Here is a 16,862-nt window from a genome sequence, read left to right as displayed (position 1 = left end):
GGCCGCCCTCGCCGGTTGACGTCATGGCGTGAACCGGCGATACGCAGGCCATCCGAAATCAACCTTTCTTGCCGGAGACGCGGTTCATGCGTGCGCTCAATCTTGTTGCCGATCGTGAGCTCGTCGTGGTCGACGTGCCGCCGCCCCCGCCGCCTGCCGCCGGCGAAGTGCAGATCCGCGTCAAGGCTGTCGCCCTGAACCATATCGACGTCTGGGGCTTCCGCGGCATGGCCTTCGCCAAGCGCAAGCTGCCGCTGTCGATCGGCGCCGAAGCCTCGGGCGAAGTCGCTGCCGTCGGCGAGGGCGTCACCCATGTAAAGCCCGGCCAGAAGGTCGTGATGTATGGCGCTCTGACCTGCGGCCACTGCAAGGCCTGCCAGGAAGGCCGTGACAATTTCTGCGAGAATGTCGGCGGTCTCTACGGCTTCCACATCGACGGCTTCTCGCGCGAACTGATGAACATGCCGGCGCGCCTCGTGATCCCCGTCCCTGACGGCATCAGCTTCCGCGACGCCGCCTGCGCCCCGATCGCCTTCTCCACCGTGCAGCACATGCTGTTCGACAATGCGAAGCTGCAGCCCGGCGAGACCATTCTCGTTCATGCCGGCGGTTCCGGCATTGGCACCGTCGCCATCATGATGGCGAAGAAGATCGGTTGCACCGTCATCACGACCGTCGGCGACGATTCCAAGATCGAAGGCGTGAAGGCGCTCGGCGCCGACCACGTCATCAACTATCGCAAGGATCGTTTCGAGGGCGAGACCCGCAAGATCACCAAGAAGAAGGGCGTCGATGTTGTGTTCGAACATGTCGGCGCTGACACGTTCAATGGTTCGCTGCTGGTGATGAAGCGCGGCGGCCGTCTGGTCACCTGCGGATCGACCTCGGGTCCGACCACGACGATCAACCTGATGCAGCTGTTCCAGCAGCAGTACCGCATCTTCGGTTCGTTCGGCGCCACCATGAAGAACATCAGTGAGAGCCTCGACAAGATGGCTGACGGCATGCTGCCGGTGATCGATACCGAAGTGCCGATCAGCGATGTCGAGACCGCGCTGAGGCGGATGGAAACCCGACAGGTGTTCGGCAAGATCATCGTTCACTTCTGATGCTCCGCCTGCTGCTTCGCACCAAGGCCCGCATTCGCGATGCCCTGAAGCCTGCAGGCGACGCTGCTGTCGGCGCACTGACGATCGGCATCCTGCGCACCACGCGCTATTTCGATCCGGTCAAGACCGCCAACCGGTTCGGCAAGATCACCCAGCGCATCGGCCCGCTGTTTCGCGAAGACAAGATCGGCCGCGCCAATCTCACCGCCGCCTTCCCCGAAAAATCACCGGAAGAGATCGAGAAGATTCTCGCGGGTGTCTGGGACAATATGGGGCGCGTCGGTGCGGAATTCGCGCATCTCGATAAGATCTGGGACTACGACCCGGCAAATCCGACCAAACCGAGCAATGTCGAATTCTCCGCGCGCACGGCGGAAATTTTCGATCAGCTGCGCGACGACGGCAAGCCGGCACTGATTTTCGCCAGCCATCTCGGCAATTGGGAGATTCCTGCACTCGCTGCCGTGGCCCACGGCCTCGACGCCGCCGTGCTCTATCGCCGGCCGAACAGTGCCGCCGCTGACCGCGCCATTCATCAGACACGCGCGATCAACATGGGCAACCTCATTCCGGCCAGCCACGACGCACCGCTCAAGCTCGCGCACGCGCTGAATGAGGGCAAGCACGTCGCCATGCTGGTGGATCAGTGGTTTACGAATGGCGTCCCGGTGGATTTCTTCGGCCGCAAAACCAATGCCAATCCGATGCTGGCGCGACTGCTGCGCCAGGTCGATTGCCCGATCCACGGCGTACGCATCATCCGCCTGCCCCATCATCGTTTCCGAATCGAAGTCTCTGAAGAGGTGAAACCGGTGCGCGATGCCAATGGCAAGGTCGACGTTCAGGGCACCATGCAGGCGGTGACGTCAGTGCTGGAAGGCTGGATCCGGGAATATCCGGAGCAGTGGCTGTGGCTGCATCGGCGCTGGCGATAACGCTCAGCGCCCCGTCTTCACCTTCGTCCACAGCCGGTTTATCACGCGTTGCGTCGCCGGATCGCGCGCCGTAATGACGAACAGCTTCTGCAGCATCGCCTCGTCCGGATAGATCGTCTTGTCGTTCAGGATCTTCGGATCGATCAGCTTCTGGCTGGCGAGGTTGCCATTGGCATAACCGAGAAAATCCGAGTTCTTCGCTGCGACATCCGGCCGGTAGAGGTAGTTGATCAGCTCATAGGCCTCATTGACGTTCTTCGCATCGGCCGGGATTGCCAGATTATCGAAGAACATCTGCGCGCCCTCTTTCGGCACCGCATAGCCGATCTCGACGCCGTTCTTGGCTTCCTCGGCGCGCGCACGCGCCTGGATGATGTCACCAGACCAGCCGACCACCAGACAGATCTCGCCGGTCGCCAGCGCGCTCAGATATTCCGAAGAGTGAAACTTGCGGACATTGCCCCTGATCTTGCCGACGAGATCGGCCGCCTTTTCGAGATCCGGCTGCTTGGTGGAATTAGAATCGAGACCCAACGCATTCAACGCCGCCGGCAGAATGTCATCCGCGGAATCCAGCACATGGACGCCGCAATCCTTGAACTTCGCAAGGTTCTCCGGCTTGAAGACGATATCCCAGCTATCGACTTTCGCGTCAGGCCCGAGGATTTTCGCGACCTGCTTGACGTTGTAGCCGATGCCAGTGGTGCCCCACATGTAGTTCGCGGCAAACTGATTGCCGGGGTCGTAGATCGCGAGGCGCTTGGTCACTTCCGGCCAGGCATTGGCCAGGTTCGGCAGCTTCGCCTTGTCGAGCTTCTGGAACACTTTTGCGGTGATCTGGCGCTGCAGGAAATACGCCGTCGGCACAACTACGTCGTAACCGGACTTGCCGGCCAAGAGCCGCGTCTCCAGCGTCTCGTTGGCGTCGAAGGTGTCGTAGACGACCTTGATGCCGGTCTCCCTGGTGAACGCCTCCAGCACGCCGGGCGCCATATAGTTCGACCAGTTATAGAAGTTGACGACGCGCTCCTGCTTCTGGTCTTGCGCCTGCACGGGCAAGGACCACAGCAGCGCCACTCCGACGACCCACGCGATCCCCTGCTTGCCCATGCGTATCAAACTCCTAGCGGCGGTGAACAGCGTTGGACAGGCGCTCCAGCGCGGTATCGAGCGTTGCGTCGTTCTTGGCGAAACAGAAGCGCACCACCGACGTCACCTTGTCCTGCTCGTAGAAGGCCGACACCGGAATGGCAGCGACCTTGTAGTCGTAGACGAGACGCCGGCAGAATTCCTCGTCGGTCTCGTTCAGCCCCAGCGGCGACAGATCGACGGTGAGGAAGTACGTGCCCTGCGACTTGATGACGGGAAAGCCGATGCTCTCCAGACCCGCGGCGAGGCGATCGCGGCTGCGCGCGAGGTCGGCCCGCATCGTCTTGAAGTACTCGTCGGACTTGCCGAGGCCATAAGCGACAGCAACCTGCAGGCTGGGTGCTGTCGTGAAGGTCAGGAACTGATGCACCTTGGCGCAGACGCGCAGCAGATGCGGCGCGGCGCAGACGAAGCCGATCTTCCAGCCGGTCAGCGAGAAGATCTTGCCGGCGGAGCCGACCTTGATGGTGCGATCGCGCATGCCGGGAATGGTGATCAGCGGGATATGCTCGTGACCATCGAAGGTCACATGTTCCCAGACCTCGTCGCAGATCGCGATCGTATCGAACTCCTGGCAGAACTTCGCCAGTAGTTCGAGATCCTCGCGCGGCGACACCACCGCCGCCGGATTGAGCGGGCTGTTGAACAGCACAGCCTTGGTCTTGTGATTGAAGACCGCGCGGAGATCTTCTTCCGTGAGACGCCAATGCGGCGGCTTGAGGCTGACCAGACGGGGAATACCACCGGCCTGCCGAATGATCGGCAGATAGGAATCATAGACCGGCTGGAAACACACGACTTCGTCGCCGGGTTCGACCACCGCAAGGATCGACGACGTCAATGCCTCGGTACCGCCGGAGGTCACCATCACCTCCGTCATCGGATCGAGCGAGAGCTTGTGCCAATGCTGGTAATGCGTGGCGATCGCCTGACGCAGCTCCGGGATGCCCATCATCGACGGATACTGGTTATAGCCGTTCAGCACCGCATCGGCTGCCGCCTGACGGATATCGTCGGGACCGGGATGATCGGGAAAACCCTGCCCGAGATTGATGGCGTTATGGTCGCGCGCGAGTTGCGACATCGCCTCGAACACCGTGACGGGCAGCTCAGAGAAGATCTTGTTCATCGAGCGATCAGCCAGCCTTGGTCGGCAGGCCTGCGGCCTTCCATCCGAGGATTCCACCGGCGAGGTGCTTGTCATAGGCAAGGCCATCGGCTTGGGCGGCCAGCGAGGCGGTCACCGAGCGCTTGCCCGAACGGCACGCAAACACGATCTGCTTGCCCGCGGGATCAGGCAGATCGGCGCTGTCGAAGGTCGACAGCGGCACCACGATAGCGTCCGGATAGGCCTCGACCGCGACCTCGTTGGGTTCGCGTACGTCGACCAGCAAATACTTGCCGTCGGCGATTCCCTTGGACACTTCCTCCGGCGTCAAATCGTGAACGGTATGAGCTTCGCCTGCCACCACAACCTCCTGCCGCCCCGGTGTCCGGAGCGAATGCGAAGGGGCGGAAACGCCCCTGTTTTCGGGCGCCAACGTCGCCTCTCGCGCGGCGAAAATCAAGCGCCGGAAGAGCTTATTGTCGGGCCTGATCTTGCCCGAAAACCTCAAACCCACTTTTCGGGATCAGGCCTTAAATAGTCACCTGCGTGCCCACTTCGACCACCCGCCCCGTGGGGATCTGGAAATAGTCGGTCGCGTCATTGGCAGTGCGACTGAGCGCGATGAACAGATGGTCCTGCCAGCGCGGCATGCCGGAATGCGCCGCAGGCTTCAGCGCCCTGCGCGACAGGAAGAACGAGGTCGACATGATGTCGAACTGCCAGCCGGTCTTGCGCGCAATCGCCAGGGATTTCGGCACATTTGGCGATTCCATGAAGCCAAAGCGCAGTGTCACTTTCGAGAAGGTCGCGCTGATCTCTTCCATCCGCACCCGTTCGCTCGGGTCGATGCGCGGCGTCGGTGCGGTTTCGATGGTGAGAATAACGTTCTTCTCGTGAAGCACTTTGTAGTGTTTCAGACTATGCATCAGCGCCGTCGGCGCGCTCTGCGGATCGCTGGTGAGAAATACCGCCGTGCCGGCCACGCGCTGCGGCGGACGTTTCTCCAGCATGGCCACGAGATCGGCCAGCGGAAACTCCAGCTTGCGCGACTTCTCGAACAGCAGGCGGCTGCCGCGCCGCCACGTATACATCATGAGAATGATCACGCCGCCCATCACCAGCGGCACCCAGCCGCCGTCGAACACCTTCAAGAGGTTCGCGGTGAGGAACGTGATGTCGATCACCAGAAATGGCACAATCAGCGCCGCAGCCGCGATCGGCGACCACTTCCAGCCGCGCCAGATCACCACAAAGCCCATCATCGCAGTCACGACCATGGTGCCGGTGACCGAGATGCCATAGGCCGAGGCCAGCGAGCTCGATGACTTGAACAGCACGACAAGCACGATCACGGCGATGAACAGCAGCATATTGACGCGCGGAATGTAGATCTGGCCGGAATGCGACTCCGATGTGTGCCGGATTTCGAAACGCGGCAGCAGGCCAAGCTGGATCGCCTGCTGCGTCAGCGAATAGGCGCCGGTGATCACGGCCTGACTCGCAATCACAGTGGCAGTCGCCGCGAGGATCACCATGGGGATCAGCGCCCAGTCGGGAAACATCAGATAGAACGGATTTTCCAGCGCGGTGGGATCATGCATCACCAGCGCAGCCTGGCCGAAATAGTTGATGGCCAGCGACGGCAGTACCAGAAACAGCCAGGCCAGCTGGATCGGCTTTTTGCCGAAATGGCCGAGATCGGCATAGAGCGCTTCTGCGCCGGTCACGGCGAGAAACACTGCGCCCAACGTCACGAAGGCGATGATGCCGTGATGGAACATGAAGTAGATCGCATGCACGGGATTGAGTGCCGCGAGCACTTCAGGATGCTTCACGATCTGCGGAATGGCCGCTACCGCGATCACGATGAACCATAGGCACATGATCGGTCCGAAGAACGTCGCGACCTTCGCAGTGCCGCGCGATTGCACAGCGAACAGCGCCACCAGGATCACGATGGTGATCGGCACTACGTAGGGATCGAACGTGGTGGTGACGAGCTTGACGCCCTCGATGGCCGAGAGCACGGACAGCGCCGGCGTGATCACCGCGTCGCCATAGAACAACGCCGCGGCGATAATGCCGAGCATCACCACCACCGGCCCGCTCGATCCGATCGCGCGCTGGGCCAGCGCCATCAGGGCCAGCGGGCCACCCTCGCCGTTGTTGTCGGCGCGCAGCAGTAGCACGACATATTTGAGCGTCACGACGATGATCAGGGCCCACAGGATCAGCGAGAGAACGCCAAGGATCGCTTCATTGTCCACACCCGGAGCCTTATGGCCTCCGGCCGCGACCAGCGCTTCACGGAGCGCGTAAAGCGGGCTGGTGCCGATGTCGCCATAGACGACCCCGATGCTGCCCATGACGAGTGAGCCGAAGCTGGCCGTCGAGTGCCCATGGGCAGGGTCCGCCGGAGATGCCGCGGCGGGAGATGCGCTATCGCTGGTCATGGAAATGGCCTCGAAAAACTTCTGAATGGAAGGTCTCTGAACAGCGGGGCAGCGAGGCCGTTCCCGGCCCCGATGATCACACCCGTTGTAGCGTAAATACGGGAACCGGACATGACAAAAGGTGAGTTTAGATCGTCACCTGAGTACCGACCTCCACCACGCGTCCGGTCGGAATCTGGAAATAGTCGGTGGCGTCGTTCGCCGAACGGCTGAGCGCAATGAACAGATGGTCCTGCCACAATGGCATGCCGGATTGCGCCGACGGCTTCAGCGAGCGCCGCGACACGAAGAACGACGTCGCCATGATGTCGAACTGCCAGCCGAGTTTACGCGCGACGACGAGCGCCTTGGGGACGTTTGGCGATTCCATGAAGCCGAAGCGCAGCTTCACCATCGAGAATTTGTCGCTGATATTCTCCATGCGAACGCGTTCGGCCAGATCGACCTTCGGCGTCTGCGCGGTCTCGATGGTCAGGATCACATTGTGTTCGTGCAGAACCTTGTTGTGCTTCAGATTATGCAGCAGCGCCGTCGGCACGAATTCGGGATCGCTGGTGAGAAACACCGCGGTGCCCTTCACGATATGCGGGGGGCGCTTTTCCAGGCTCTTGATAAGATCGCGCAGCGGCACTTCGATACGGCGCGTCTTGGTGATCAGGATCGCCGCGCCGCGGCGCCAGGTCCAGATCATGCCGGCCATCAGCACGCCGAACAGCAACGGCACCCAGGCGCCTTCCAGCAGTTTCAGGAGATTGGCACTGAAGAAGGCCAGATCGACGAACACCAGCGGCGCGATGATCGCAGCGGCAGTCGCGGCCTTCCAGTTCCACAGCTTCCAGATCACCACGAAGCCCATGATGCCATCGGCGACCATGGTGGTGGAGACCGCGATGCCATAGGCCGAGGCCAGACCACTCGACGATTTGAACAGCAGCACCAGCAGCAGCACACCGATCAGCAGCAGACGATTGACCCGAGGCAAATAGATCTGGCCGGCATGGGTCTCGGAGGTGAAGCGCACTTCGAAGCGCGGCAGCAGCCCAAGCTGCACCGCCTGACGCACCAATGAATAGGCGCCGGTGATCACCGCCTGGCTCGCGATCACGGTGGCAGCCGTCGCCAGCGCGATCAGCGGCAACAGCATCGATTCCGGTGCCATCCGATAGAACGGATTTTCGATCGCAGCCGGGTTCGACAGCACGAGCGCGCCCTGCCCGAAATAATTGATCATCAACGCCGGCAGCACGAAAAAGAACCAGCCGTATTGAATTGGTCTGCGGCCAAAATGGCCGAGATCGGCATAGAGCGCCTCGCCGCCGGTCACGGCGAGGAAGACTGCGCCCAGGGTCACCAGACCGATGGTCCCGTGGGTCAGCATGAACTGCACGGCATAGTACGGATTGATCGCCTTCAGCACCGTCGGATCATCGAAGATGTGCGAGGCGCCCATCAGCGCCAGCGCCGTGAACCAGATGATCATCACCGGACCGAAGGCGGAGGCCACCTTGGCGGTGCCAATCCGCTGCACCGAGAACAGCACGACGAGAATCGCGACCGTGACCGGCACGACATAAGGTTCGAGCGCAGGTGCCTTGAGCTTGAGGCCTTCCACCGCCGAGAGCACCGATATCGCCGGGGTAATCATGGAATCGCCGATGAACATCGAGGCGCCGATCACGCCCAGTACCATCAGCGGCAAGCTCCGCCGACCCAAGGCACGCTGGCCGAGCGCCATCAGCGACAGCGTTCCACCCTCGCCATTGTTGTCAGCACGCAACAGGAACAGCACGTATTTAGCTGTCACGACGATGAACAGCGCCCACAGGATCAGCGAGAGCACGCCGAGCACGATGACGGGCGTAACCGGGGCGCCATGAGTCGCGCCGTGTACCGCCTCGCGGAACGCGTAAAGTGGCGACGTTCCGATGTCACCGAACACGACGCCGATACTGCCGACCGTAAGCGACCAGAAGCCGGTATGAACCGGAACTTCGATCGGTCCCTCGCCTGTTGTTTCCGTAACGGCCATTCTGCTCGTAACGCCTCTGGACAATCCGGACCCGGCTATGGCGTGCCGGGCAATGCCAGTCAACCGCGACACTAGCCTATCCTGCCGCCGATCGCGTATGCCGGACGCGGCAAAATCAAGGTGGAGCGGTAAAAAAAGGAATTGACTGTTTTACGGCTTGAGGTTTGGCGGCAGCGGGGGGTCTTCCCGCATCAGCGTAATGGTCACCCGCCGGTTGGCGGCCATGGTCGGATCGTCGGGGAACAGCGGCTGGCTGTCTGCCTTGCCCGACACCGAGAAGATATGGGACGACGGCAGGCCTTCCCGTTCCAGAATCTGCCGAACCACATTGGCGCGATCGGCCGACAGATCGAATGCGTCGTATTCGCTGCGCGCCGGCACGAAGCCCGCGGCGGTGTGACCGACGATAGCCACGCGCAGCGGTGTTGCCTTCAGCGGCCCGGCGAGCTTCTGCAGCAACAGACGTGTGCGCTCATAGGGAACCTTGGATCCGTCAGCAAACATCGAGCGGCCGTTCTGGTCGATAATTTCCAGATTGAGGCCCTGCTTGGTTTCCTCGAACATGATGTTCTTGGAGATCTCGTTGATCTCCGGCATGTCCTGCAGCGCCTGCCGCAGTGATGCCGAAGCGAGCGCGAATTCGCGGTCCATCTTCAGCTTGGCGCCCGCGGGACGGCCGCCCTTCTCGCTCGGACTGGTGATGTTCGACGCATCGTCCGGCGACACATGATCCTTGTTCTTCGTCTGGCCGCGCGTCGGCAGACCATCGGATTCGATCACGCCCGAATAACGCGCATCGGATTGCACGCCGAATGCTTCGCGGACCGAGCCGGCAACGATCTTGAGCTTCGCACCATCAGGGCTGGAGAACGCGACGAGCATGACGAAGTAGCTGAGCAGCAGCGCCATCAGGTCGGCGAAGGTCACGAACCAGCCATGGCCGCCGTGTGCTTCTCCGCGTTTTTTCTTCGCCATCGGACGTGCTCCGAGCCTGCCTCCAGTGTGTTACGCTGGGACCGGCTCACTTTCGTCATGGCGGTGCTTCTCGGGCAGATAGGCCAGCAGCATTTCGCGCACCAGCGCCGGGCTCTTCGAGTCGCGGATCATCAGGATGCCGTCGATGATGAGTGTGCGGTTGGTCTCCTCATCGAGTACCTTGACGTGCAGTTTGTCGGCGATCGGCAAACAGATCAGGTTGCCGACGATAGCGCCGTACAATGTAGCGAGCAGCGCGACAGCCATGAACGGTCCGAGCTTGGACGGATCGGACATGTTCGAGAACATCTGCACCATGCCCAGCAGCGTGCCGATCATGCCGAAGGCCGGGGCGCAATCGCCGATGGCGCGGTAGATCTTCGAGCCTTCGTCGAGATGCATGAGGAAATTGTCGCGGTCGCGCTCAAGATTGTCGCGGATGAATTCAAGGTCGTAGCCGTCGGCAACGAAGCGGATTCCCTTGGCAAGGAATGCGTCATCAGTTTCGACTTTTTCGAGTCCGACCGGTCCCTGCTTCCTCGCGATTTCCGCGATGCGGGCGAGTTCGTCAACGAGATCACGAGCGTTCAAGCGGCTCAGCGTGAATGCAAATTTGGCGCCGAGAGGAATGCCATGAAGAATGGACGAGAGCGGAAAGCGGATCAGCGTCGCGGCGAACGAACCGCCGAAAATGATGATGACGGCGTGGATGTCGTAGAACATCCCGAAGCTGCCGCCCATGAGGACCAGGGTACACAGCACAATGATGCCAGCGACAAAACCGACGAGTGTTGTGATATCCATGTCAACTCCGACGCTATACACGTATCGAACGACGCCCGTCCTGGACGGCGGCACGCCTCGAGATCAGGCCGCGCGAAGGTACCTTAGCGATACTGCGATTAAGGACGCGTTACCGCTTCACGGTTCATTAACGACAGATTAATGACGCGCGTACGCGTGTGGAACGATGCTGGGAGTTCGTGCAGCAGACGGATTCTTGATGTCGACGATGGCGCGTCAGGTAGCGCGTCGGACGACCACGAAGGTACGTGATCCCGGCGCGTGGGTCGGGTCATCGAGAAACTCGATCGGCTTGAGGCCGGCAGCCACGCAGAAGTCCGCGATCGTGTCCTTCGGCAAGGGCTTTGCACCGCGCCACGACGTATCCGCCGTCAGCGGATCCTTGCCGAGCAGCGCCTTGATCCTCTGGATGACAGGTGTCGGGACGAATTTGGCAATATGCCAGAGGATCGTCGGATACTCATGCGCCGTTCGGAAGTGAATGAGCCCGAGCGCGGATGGACGCAGGATGCGGGCAACCTCGACCAGATTGGCCTTCACGACGTCATGCGACGGCATGTGCTGAAAGACCTCATATGACCACACGAAGTCCGCGGTCTCGGACGCACACGGAAACACGACGCCATTGCCTGCGACGAAGTCGAGATTGCTGAACGCCGCTGCCGCCGCCTTGGCCTTTTCCACCATGACGTCGGACACATCGATGCCGACAGCCCTGCTGAAACGCCGGCCAAGCGCCTGCGTGAAACGTCCGACGCCGCAGCCGATATCGACCGCCGTCTTGCCGACGGGATCAACTGCATATTTTGCGAGAACAGGATCGATCAGCAGCGTCGCGCGTTCGCGACCGAGTGCGAAGAATTTTTCGGGATCGTGATCCCACAGCTCGGTCTCGACGTAAAAGAACGGGTCACGATTTGCGCGCTCATTCCAAGCTTTCTTCATATCCTTGGTCTGAGGCAATACCGTCTCCAATGCCCGTCTCAACGGCGGAACCGGCAGTTAGCCCGAAGCCCTCCGGCCGCGCAAGCAACCGGAGCTGGTTCGGTATGATCGGCATCTAACCTTTATCGTTAGTCTTAATAGCCCTACATTTCAGTGTATTTCCGACGAGCGCGCCATCGCCTCTTTCAGCTTCTCGAGCGTGAATGACGGACTGCGCGCGATATCGAGAATGGGTGTCTCCCGCCGGCCGCACAGCTCTGCCGCTTCCGGCAGTTTCGCGGCGACATCGAGCGGGATCACAACCGCGCCGTGCTGATCGGCATGGATCAGATCATCCGAACGAACACTCATACCGGCCACGCGTATTTCGTTGCCGAACTCGCTCACATGCACATGCGCATGCGACGGACCGATCGTGCCAGCGAGCGCCTGGAAGTCCGGCGCCCATTGCGGGATATCACGGATCGAGCCGTCGGTGACCACACCGAGGCAACCGAGCGCCCTGTGCACGGCGCTGTTCACCTCGCCCCAGAACGCGCCATAGCCCGCGTCGGGCCCGTCAATATCCTGGATCACGCTGATGCGCGGACCGATCCCCGTGCCGACATATTCGTAGTAAGCGAGCCGCCGCGCCTTCTGCTCCGCGGCAGGCAGACCGGACGCCATGGTCGAGCGAATGGTCGCGGTGCGCGCATAGCCGACGATGGGCGGCAGATTCGGAAACGGACAAACCAGCGGACGCGTGGTGTAGCCGATCAACCGGCGCTCGGGGGCGACGATCTCCATCGCATTGCAGATGGTCGGCGTGTCGTAGCGGCCCAGTGCTTCCAGAACGGATGCAGGCGGCGGACCGGTCGCGGAATTCGTCACGGCGCTTCTCCTCGGTTTGATTGTCGCATCCCGTCTTCGCGGGACGTCGCACTCTCGGTGTCGTCCCGGCGAACGCCGGGACCCATACACGCTGGAGAATGTGCGACAGCAATGCGGCCACCGCAACGCCATAACCACGCTGACCGTGGTTATGGGTCCCGGCATTCGCCGGGACGACAGCTTAGTTCAGGCGTGCGGGCCGATCATCCGGTGCGATCTCAGGTGCACCCGGCGTATAGGGCGTCGATGCATTGGGCGCCGCCGGATCGACAGGGACCACCGACTGCGCGGCGAGCGCGCGTTCCTGATCGCGATACGATTTCCAGCCCAGCGGCAGGCTGAGCAGATACATGATCGAGAGCGCCGACAGGATGTGCCAAGGGTAGCCGATCAGCAGCGCGATGAAGAGCACGACGCCGACGAACACCGGCAGCACCAGCTCGCGCGGCACCCGCATGTTCACGGCCTTGCCGGAGAAGACCGGCAGCCGCGACACCATCAGGAAGCCAACGAGCAGCGTGTAGAGGGTCGTCAGGATGGCCGGCGGCATCGGCATGCCCAGGAAGCCCAGATAGATCGGCAGCATCACGGTGAGCGCGCCCAGCGGCGCCGGCATGCCCGTGAAAAAGTTGGCCGCGAAGGCCGGCTTGTCCGGATCATCCATGGTGGCGTTGAAACGCGCCAGCCGCAGACTGCCGGCGATGGCAAACACCATCGCGGCGATCCAGCCAGCATTGCTGAGATCGTGGAGCTGCCAGAAATACAGGATCAGGCCAGGCGCAACGCCGAAATTGACGAAGTCAGCCAGGCTGTCGAGTTCGGCGCCGAATTTGGACTGGCCCTTGATCATGCGGGCGACACGGCCGTCGACACCATCGAGCACGGCGGCGAACACGATGGCCGCAACCGCGAGTTCCATCCGCCCCTCGGTGGACAGGCGGATCGCCGTCAGGCCGGCGCAGATCGCCAGCAGCGTGATCATGTTCGGCACCAGCATCCGGATCGGAATGGTCCGGAACCGGCGGCGGCGCGTCTCGGGAGACTGGTCAGGAGGCATTTGCATGGCGTGATCCTAGCAAATCCCACCCTCCTCCGCCATTGTGGCGTCCTGCCGCCCAAAGCGGCAGGAAATCGGGGTTAATCACCCCCCGCGGGCTATCACCCCTAGGTTATCACCCGGGTTAATCGACGCGATAGGTGCGGCCGCCATCACCGATCCTGAAATCGGCCAGCACGGTCTCACCGGCAATCGCGGTCTGCCCCACGGCCACCAGCGCCTTGCTGCCTTCCGGCAGATAGATATCCAGCCGGGAGCCGAAACGGATCAGGCCGAAGCGCTCGCCGGCGCTCAGAGTCTGGCCCTCGCGCACGAAAGACACGATCCGGCGCGCCACGAGGCCGGCGATCTGCACCACGCCGATCCGGCCGCCGGGGGTCGAAATCACCAGCGAATTGCGCTCGTTGTCCTCGCTGGCCTTGTCCAGCTCGGCATTGATGAACTTGCCCGGCCGATAGGCAATGCGCTCGATCCGGCCAGCCACCGGGCTGCGGTTTACGTGAACGTTGAAGACACTCATGAACACCGAGATGCGCAGCAGCGGCTGGTCGCCGAGGCCGAGTTCGGCCGGCGGCAGCACCGGCTGCACCATCGACACTTTCCCGTCGGCGGGCGACACCACGACACCCTCGCGGGTCGGGGTCACGCGCACCGGATCGCGGAAGAACAGCGCACACCAGACGGTCAGGACCGTGCCGATCCATCCGAGCGGCGTCCAGATCCAGAACAGCACCAGGCTCGCCAGCGCAAAGGCGCCAATGAACGGATAGCCTTCCTTGTGGATCGGCGGGATCTGGCCACGGATGGAATTTGCGATGGACATGAAGCTCTATTCTTTCTTCCCCTCTCCCCCAAGCAGCGAAGCTGCGCAGGCGGGAGAGGGTGGCTCGACGCGAAGCGGCGTGCCGGGAGAGGGGGCTGGCGCGGAATGGCCAAGATGTTCAACGATCACCTCAAACACTCCATCCGTGTTGTTGAACACCTCATTATTCCAGAACCGCAGAACGCGAAACCCTTGTTGTTGAAGCCATTGGTCTCGGGTTTGATCCGGTTTGCTGTCAGCATGCTGCCCGCCATCGACCTCAATGACGAGGCGCCGTTCAAGGCAGACGAAATCAACGATGTATCGCCCAATCGGCACCTGGCGTTTGAATTTGAAGCTCTGAAATCGGTGGGCGCGCAGCCGATACCAGAGCTGCCGCTCGGCATCCGTCATCTTGGCGCGCAAAGCTTTGGCCTGATCCCTCGCCATGCCCCCTCTCCCGTCTCGCCCGCTAGCGCGGGCGATCCACCCTCTCCCGCCAAGCGCAGCTTCGCCGCGCTCGGGGGCGAGGGAAAGAGAAAGAATCACTCCGCCGCGTCAGGCGTCATCAGCCGGTCGTCATCGACCGGCGGCGGGGTGCGATTGGGGGCGATGGCATCGTCGCCGATCTGGGCCAGCCGCTCACGGGCCTCCTGGGCCTCACGCTGCCGGTTCCACATGCTGGCGTAAAGACCGCCTGCGGCCAGCAACTGGCCATGGGTGCCGCGCTCGGCAATCCGGCCCTGATCGAGCACGATGATCTCGTCGGCGCCGACGATGGTGGACAGTCGATGCGCGATCACCAGCGAGGTGCGGCCCTGCGAGACCTTCTCCAGCGCGTCCTGGATCTCCTGCTCGGTATGGCTGTCGAGCGCAGATGTGGCCTCGTCGAGCAGCAGGATCGGCGGGCCCTTCAGCACGGTGCGCGCAATGGCCACGCGCTGCTTCTCGCCGCCAGAGAGTTTCAGGCCGCGCTCGCCCACTTCGGTCTCGTAGCCCTTCGGCGACATCCGGATGAACGAGTCGATCTGCGCCATCCGGGCGGCTTCCTCGACCTCTTCGTCCGTCGCGTCCCAGCGGCCATAGCGGATGTTGTAGCGGATGGTGTCGTTGAACAGCACGGTGTCCTGCGGGACCATGCCGATCGACTGGCGCAGCGAGGCCTGCGTGACATTGCGAATGTTCTGGCCATCGATAGAGATCGTGCCACCCGATACATCGTACAGCCGGAACAGCAGCCGCGAGATCGTCGACTTGCCGGCGCCCGACGGGCCGACGATGGCGACGGTCTTACCGGCCGGCACCTCGAAGGAGAGCCCCTTCAGGATCGGCCGCTCCGGGTCATAGGCGAAACGTACATCGTCGAAGCGCACGGCACCTGACGTCACCAGCAGCGGCCTGGCTCCTGGAATATCCTTCACTTCCGGATTGCGGTTCAGGACACCGAACATCTTCTCGATGTCGATGATCGCCTGCTTGATCTCGCGATACACCATGCCCATGAAATTCAGCGGCTGGTAGAGCTGGATCATCATGGCGTTGATCATGACGAAATCGCCCACCGTGTGGGTACCGTTGCGCACGCCGACCGCGCACATCAGCATCGTCGATGTCAGACCGAGCGTGAAGATGATCGCCTGCCCGGTATTGAGCACGGCCAGCGACGTATAGGTCTTGACACTGGCGCGCTCGAAACGCTCGACGGTCTTGTCATAGCGTTCGGCCTCGCGCGTTTCGGCGCTGAAATATTTGACCGTCTCATAGTTCAGCAGCGAGTCGATCGCCTTGGTATTCGCCTCGGTATCGGACTCGTTCATGTTGCGGCGGATGGCGATGCGCCACTCGGTCGCCAGATACGTATAGTACATGTAGACGACCACGGTGATCGCCACGACCAGCACATAGCGCCAGTCGAACTGCCAGAGCAGCACACCCATCACCAGCAACAGCTCGACGATGGTCGGCACCAGTTGCAGGATGACCATGCGCACGATGACTTCGATGCCAGCGCGGCCGCGTTCGAGCACACGCGTCAGGCCCCCGGTCTTGCGCTCCAGATGAAAGCGCAGCGACAGCTCGTGCATATGAACGAAGGTGAGATATGCGAGCTTGCGCACCGCATGCATCGCCACTTTGGCGAAGATGCCGTCGCGCCATTGCGTGAAAATCGCCATCAGCACGCGGATTGCGCCGTAGCTGACGGTCATGGCGACCGGCGATGCGATCAGCCACAACGTCCAGTTCGAGGACTGGACGGGAGCCGTATCGGCACCGGTCAGCGCATCGATCGCCCATTTAAAGGTGAACGGCACCGTCAGCGTGGCCGCCTTGGCGACCAGCAGTAGCAGCATTGACCAGACGACGCGCATCTTCAGGTCGTCGCGGTCGCCCGGCCAGATATAGGGCCACAGATGCGCAAGCGTCCCGAACAGCGTACCGCCTTCGATATGGGCCGGATTGGGAGCTGTCTCGTCGTTCAGCGCGGGATCGGAATCAGACATGCACGGCGCCTGGAACGAACGGAGCTGCGGCCCGGGGCCGGCTCAAAATGGAGGTCGATTTCATTAGAACGCATATAGGCGCTTTGCGGGAGCGTCGCACCCTCGCGGAGCATTCTTTTCCCTGC

General features: G+C 61.9%; 15 protein-coding genes. 2 read left to right on the top strand and 13 right to left on the bottom strand.

Features of this window, described 5'->3' with window-relative positions:
* Nucleotides 1-86 precede the first annotated feature (86 nt).
* Both A4A58_RS06195 and A4A58_RS06190 read left to right on the top strand, forming a co-directional pair.
* The gene (locus tag A4A58_RS06195; protein ID WP_068730588.1) at nucleotides 87-1,109 is read left to right on the top strand and encodes a zinc-binding dehydrogenase; all 1,023 of its coding nucleotides are present in this window, start codon (nucleotides 87-89) and stop codon (nucleotides 1,107-1,109) included.
* Nucleotides 1,109-2,044, top strand: a complete 936-nt coding sequence (locus A4A58_RS06190) for a lipid A biosynthesis lauroyl acyltransferase (RefSeq protein WP_068730587.1) — start codon at nucleotides 1,109-1,111, stop codon at nucleotides 2,042-2,044. The genes A4A58_RS06195 and A4A58_RS06190 overlap by 1 nt, the downstream gene beginning before the upstream one ends.
* A gap of 3 nt (nucleotides 2,045-2,047) precedes the next feature.
* On the opposite strand, the gene A4A58_RS06185 is transcribed toward A4A58_RS06190, so the two are convergent.
* The 13 genes from A4A58_RS06185 to A4A58_RS06125 form a co-directional block, all read right to left on the bottom strand.
* Nucleotides 2,048-3,154 (bottom strand): polyamine ABC transporter substrate-binding protein, encoded by a 1,107-nt coding sequence (locus tag A4A58_RS06185; protein WP_068730586.1) that lies wholly within the window; start codon nucleotides 3,152-3,154, stop codon nucleotides 2,048-2,050.
* 13 nt (nucleotides 3,155-3,167) lie between these two features.
* The gene (locus A4A58_RS06180) at nucleotides 3,168-4,322 is read right to left on the bottom strand and encodes an aminotransferase (RefSeq protein ID WP_068730585.1); all 1,155 of its coding nucleotides are present in this window, start codon (nucleotides 4,320-4,322) and stop codon (nucleotides 3,168-3,170) included.
* Nucleotides 4,323-4,329: 7 nt separating this feature from the next.
* A complete protein-coding gene (locus A4A58_RS06175) occupies nucleotides 4,330-4,662 on the bottom strand; it encodes a rhodanese-like domain-containing protein (protein WP_068730731.1) in 333 nt (110 codons plus the stop codon).
* A 169-nt stretch (nucleotides 4,663-4,831) separates the two neighbouring features.
* On the bottom strand, nucleotides 4,832-6,754 hold the full coding sequence (locus A4A58_RS06170) for a potassium transporter Kup (protein WP_068730584.1): 1,923 nt from the start codon (nucleotides 6,752-6,754) through the stop codon (nucleotides 4,832-4,834).
* A 127-nt stretch (nucleotides 6,755-6,881) separates the two neighbouring features.
* The gene (locus A4A58_RS06165; protein WP_068730583.1) at nucleotides 6,882-8,783 is read right to left on the bottom strand and encodes a potassium transporter Kup; all 1,902 of its coding nucleotides are present in this window, start codon (nucleotides 8,781-8,783) and stop codon (nucleotides 6,882-6,884) included.
* 150 nt (nucleotides 8,784-8,933) lie between these two features.
* Complete coding sequence (locus A4A58_RS06160; protein WP_068730582.1) at nucleotides 8,934-9,758, bottom strand: OmpA/MotB family protein; 825 nt, start codon at nucleotides 9,756-9,758, stop codon at nucleotides 8,934-8,936.
* Between the two features lie 30 nt (nucleotides 9,759-9,788).
* Nucleotides 9,789-10,562 (bottom strand): motility protein A, encoded by a 774-nt coding sequence (locus A4A58_RS06155; RefSeq protein WP_068730581.1) that lies wholly within the window; start codon nucleotides 10,560-10,562, stop codon nucleotides 9,789-9,791.
* A gap of 216 nt (nucleotides 10,563-10,778) precedes the next feature.
* Nucleotides 10,779-11,525 carry a class I SAM-dependent methyltransferase gene (locus A4A58_RS06150; RefSeq protein WP_139069789.1) on the bottom strand — a complete coding sequence of 249 codons (747 nt, stop codon included), beginning with the start codon at nucleotides 11,523-11,525 and terminating at the stop codon, nucleotides 10,779-10,781.
* A 132-nt stretch (nucleotides 11,526-11,657) separates the two neighbouring features.
* On the bottom strand, nucleotides 11,658-12,377 hold the full coding sequence (locus A4A58_RS06145) for an RraA family protein (protein ID WP_068730579.1): 720 nt from the start codon (nucleotides 12,375-12,377) through the stop codon (nucleotides 11,658-11,660).
* Nucleotides 12,378-12,558: 181 nt separating this feature from the next.
* Entirely contained in the window at nucleotides 12,559-13,434 is an 876-nt protein-coding gene (gene pssA, locus A4A58_RS06140; RefSeq protein ID WP_068730578.1) for a CDP-diacylglycerol--serine O-phosphatidyltransferase, read from the bottom strand.
* A 124-nt stretch (nucleotides 13,435-13,558) separates the two neighbouring features.
* Nucleotides 13,559-14,257, bottom strand: coding sequence for a phosphatidylserine decarboxylase (locus A4A58_RS06135; RefSeq protein ID WP_068730577.1), 699 nt, complete (start codon nucleotides 14,255-14,257; stop codon nucleotides 13,559-13,561).
* A 6-nt stretch (nucleotides 14,258-14,263) separates the two neighbouring features.
* Nucleotides 14,264-14,686: an endonuclease domain-containing protein gene (locus A4A58_RS06130; RefSeq protein ID WP_068730576.1), complete on the bottom strand. Its 423-nt coding sequence runs from the start codon at nucleotides 14,684-14,686 to the stop codon at nucleotides 14,264-14,266.
* A 95-nt stretch (nucleotides 14,687-14,781) separates the two neighbouring features.
* A complete protein-coding gene (locus A4A58_RS06125; protein ID WP_068730575.1) occupies nucleotides 14,782-16,737 on the bottom strand; it encodes an ABCB family ABC transporter ATP-binding protein/permease in 1,956 nt (651 codons plus the stop codon).
* Nucleotides 16,738-16,862: the final 125 nt, after the last annotated feature.

Origin of the sequence: Tardiphaga robiniae (assembly GCF_001618955.1) — a bacterium.
Classification (GTDB): domain Bacteria; phylum Pseudomonadota; class Alphaproteobacteria; order Rhizobiales; family Xanthobacteraceae; genus Tardiphaga; species Tardiphaga robiniae_A.
This window is presented reverse-complemented; position numbering and strand designations above follow the sequence as displayed.

Excerpts from the sequence above, each read along its gene's own strand:
- A4A58_RS06195 (WP_068730588.1), top strand. The coding sequence starts at position 87 with ATGCGTGCGCTCAATCTTGTTGCCGATCGTGAGCTCGTCGTGGTCGAC.
- A4A58_RS06190 (WP_068730587.1), top strand. The coding sequence starts at position 1,109 with ATGCTCCGCCTGCTGCTTCGCACCAAGGCCCGCATTCGCGATGCCCTG.
- A4A58_RS06185 (WP_068730586.1), bottom strand. The coding sequence starts at position 3,154 with ATGGGCAAGCAGGGGATCGCGTGGGTCGTCGGAGTGGCGCTGCTGTGG.
- A4A58_RS06180 (WP_068730585.1), bottom strand. The coding sequence starts at position 4,322 with ATGAACAAGATCTTCTCTGAGCTGCCCGTCACGGTGTTCGAGGCGATG.
- A4A58_RS06170 (WP_068730584.1), bottom strand. The coding sequence starts at position 6,754 with ATGACCAGCGATAGCGCATCTCCCGCCGCGGCATCTCCGGCGGACCCT.
- A4A58_RS06165 (WP_068730583.1), bottom strand. The coding sequence starts at position 8,783 with ATGGCCGTTACGGAAACAACAGGCGAGGGACCGATCGAAGTTCCGGTT.
- A4A58_RS06160 (WP_068730582.1), bottom strand. The coding sequence starts at position 9,758 with ATGGCGAAGAAAAAACGCGGAGAAGCACACGGCGGCCATGGCTGGTTC.
- A4A58_RS06155 (WP_068730581.1), bottom strand. The coding sequence starts at position 10,562 with ATGGATATCACAACACTCGTCGGTTTTGTCGCTGGCATCATTGTGCTG.
- pssA (WP_068730578.1), bottom strand. The coding sequence starts at position 13,434 with ATGCCTCCTGACCAGTCTCCCGAGACGCGCCGCCGCCGGTTCCGGACC.
- A4A58_RS06135 (WP_068730577.1), bottom strand. The coding sequence starts at position 14,257 with ATGTCCATCGCAAATTCCATCCGTGGCCAGATCCCGCCGATCCACAAG.
- A4A58_RS06130 (WP_068730576.1), bottom strand. The coding sequence starts at position 14,686 with ATGGCGAGGGATCAGGCCAAAGCTTTGCGCGCCAAGATGACGGATGCC.
- A4A58_RS06125 (WP_068730575.1), bottom strand. The coding sequence starts at position 16,737 with ATGTCTGATTCCGATCCCGCGCTGAACGACGAGACAGCTCCCAATCCG.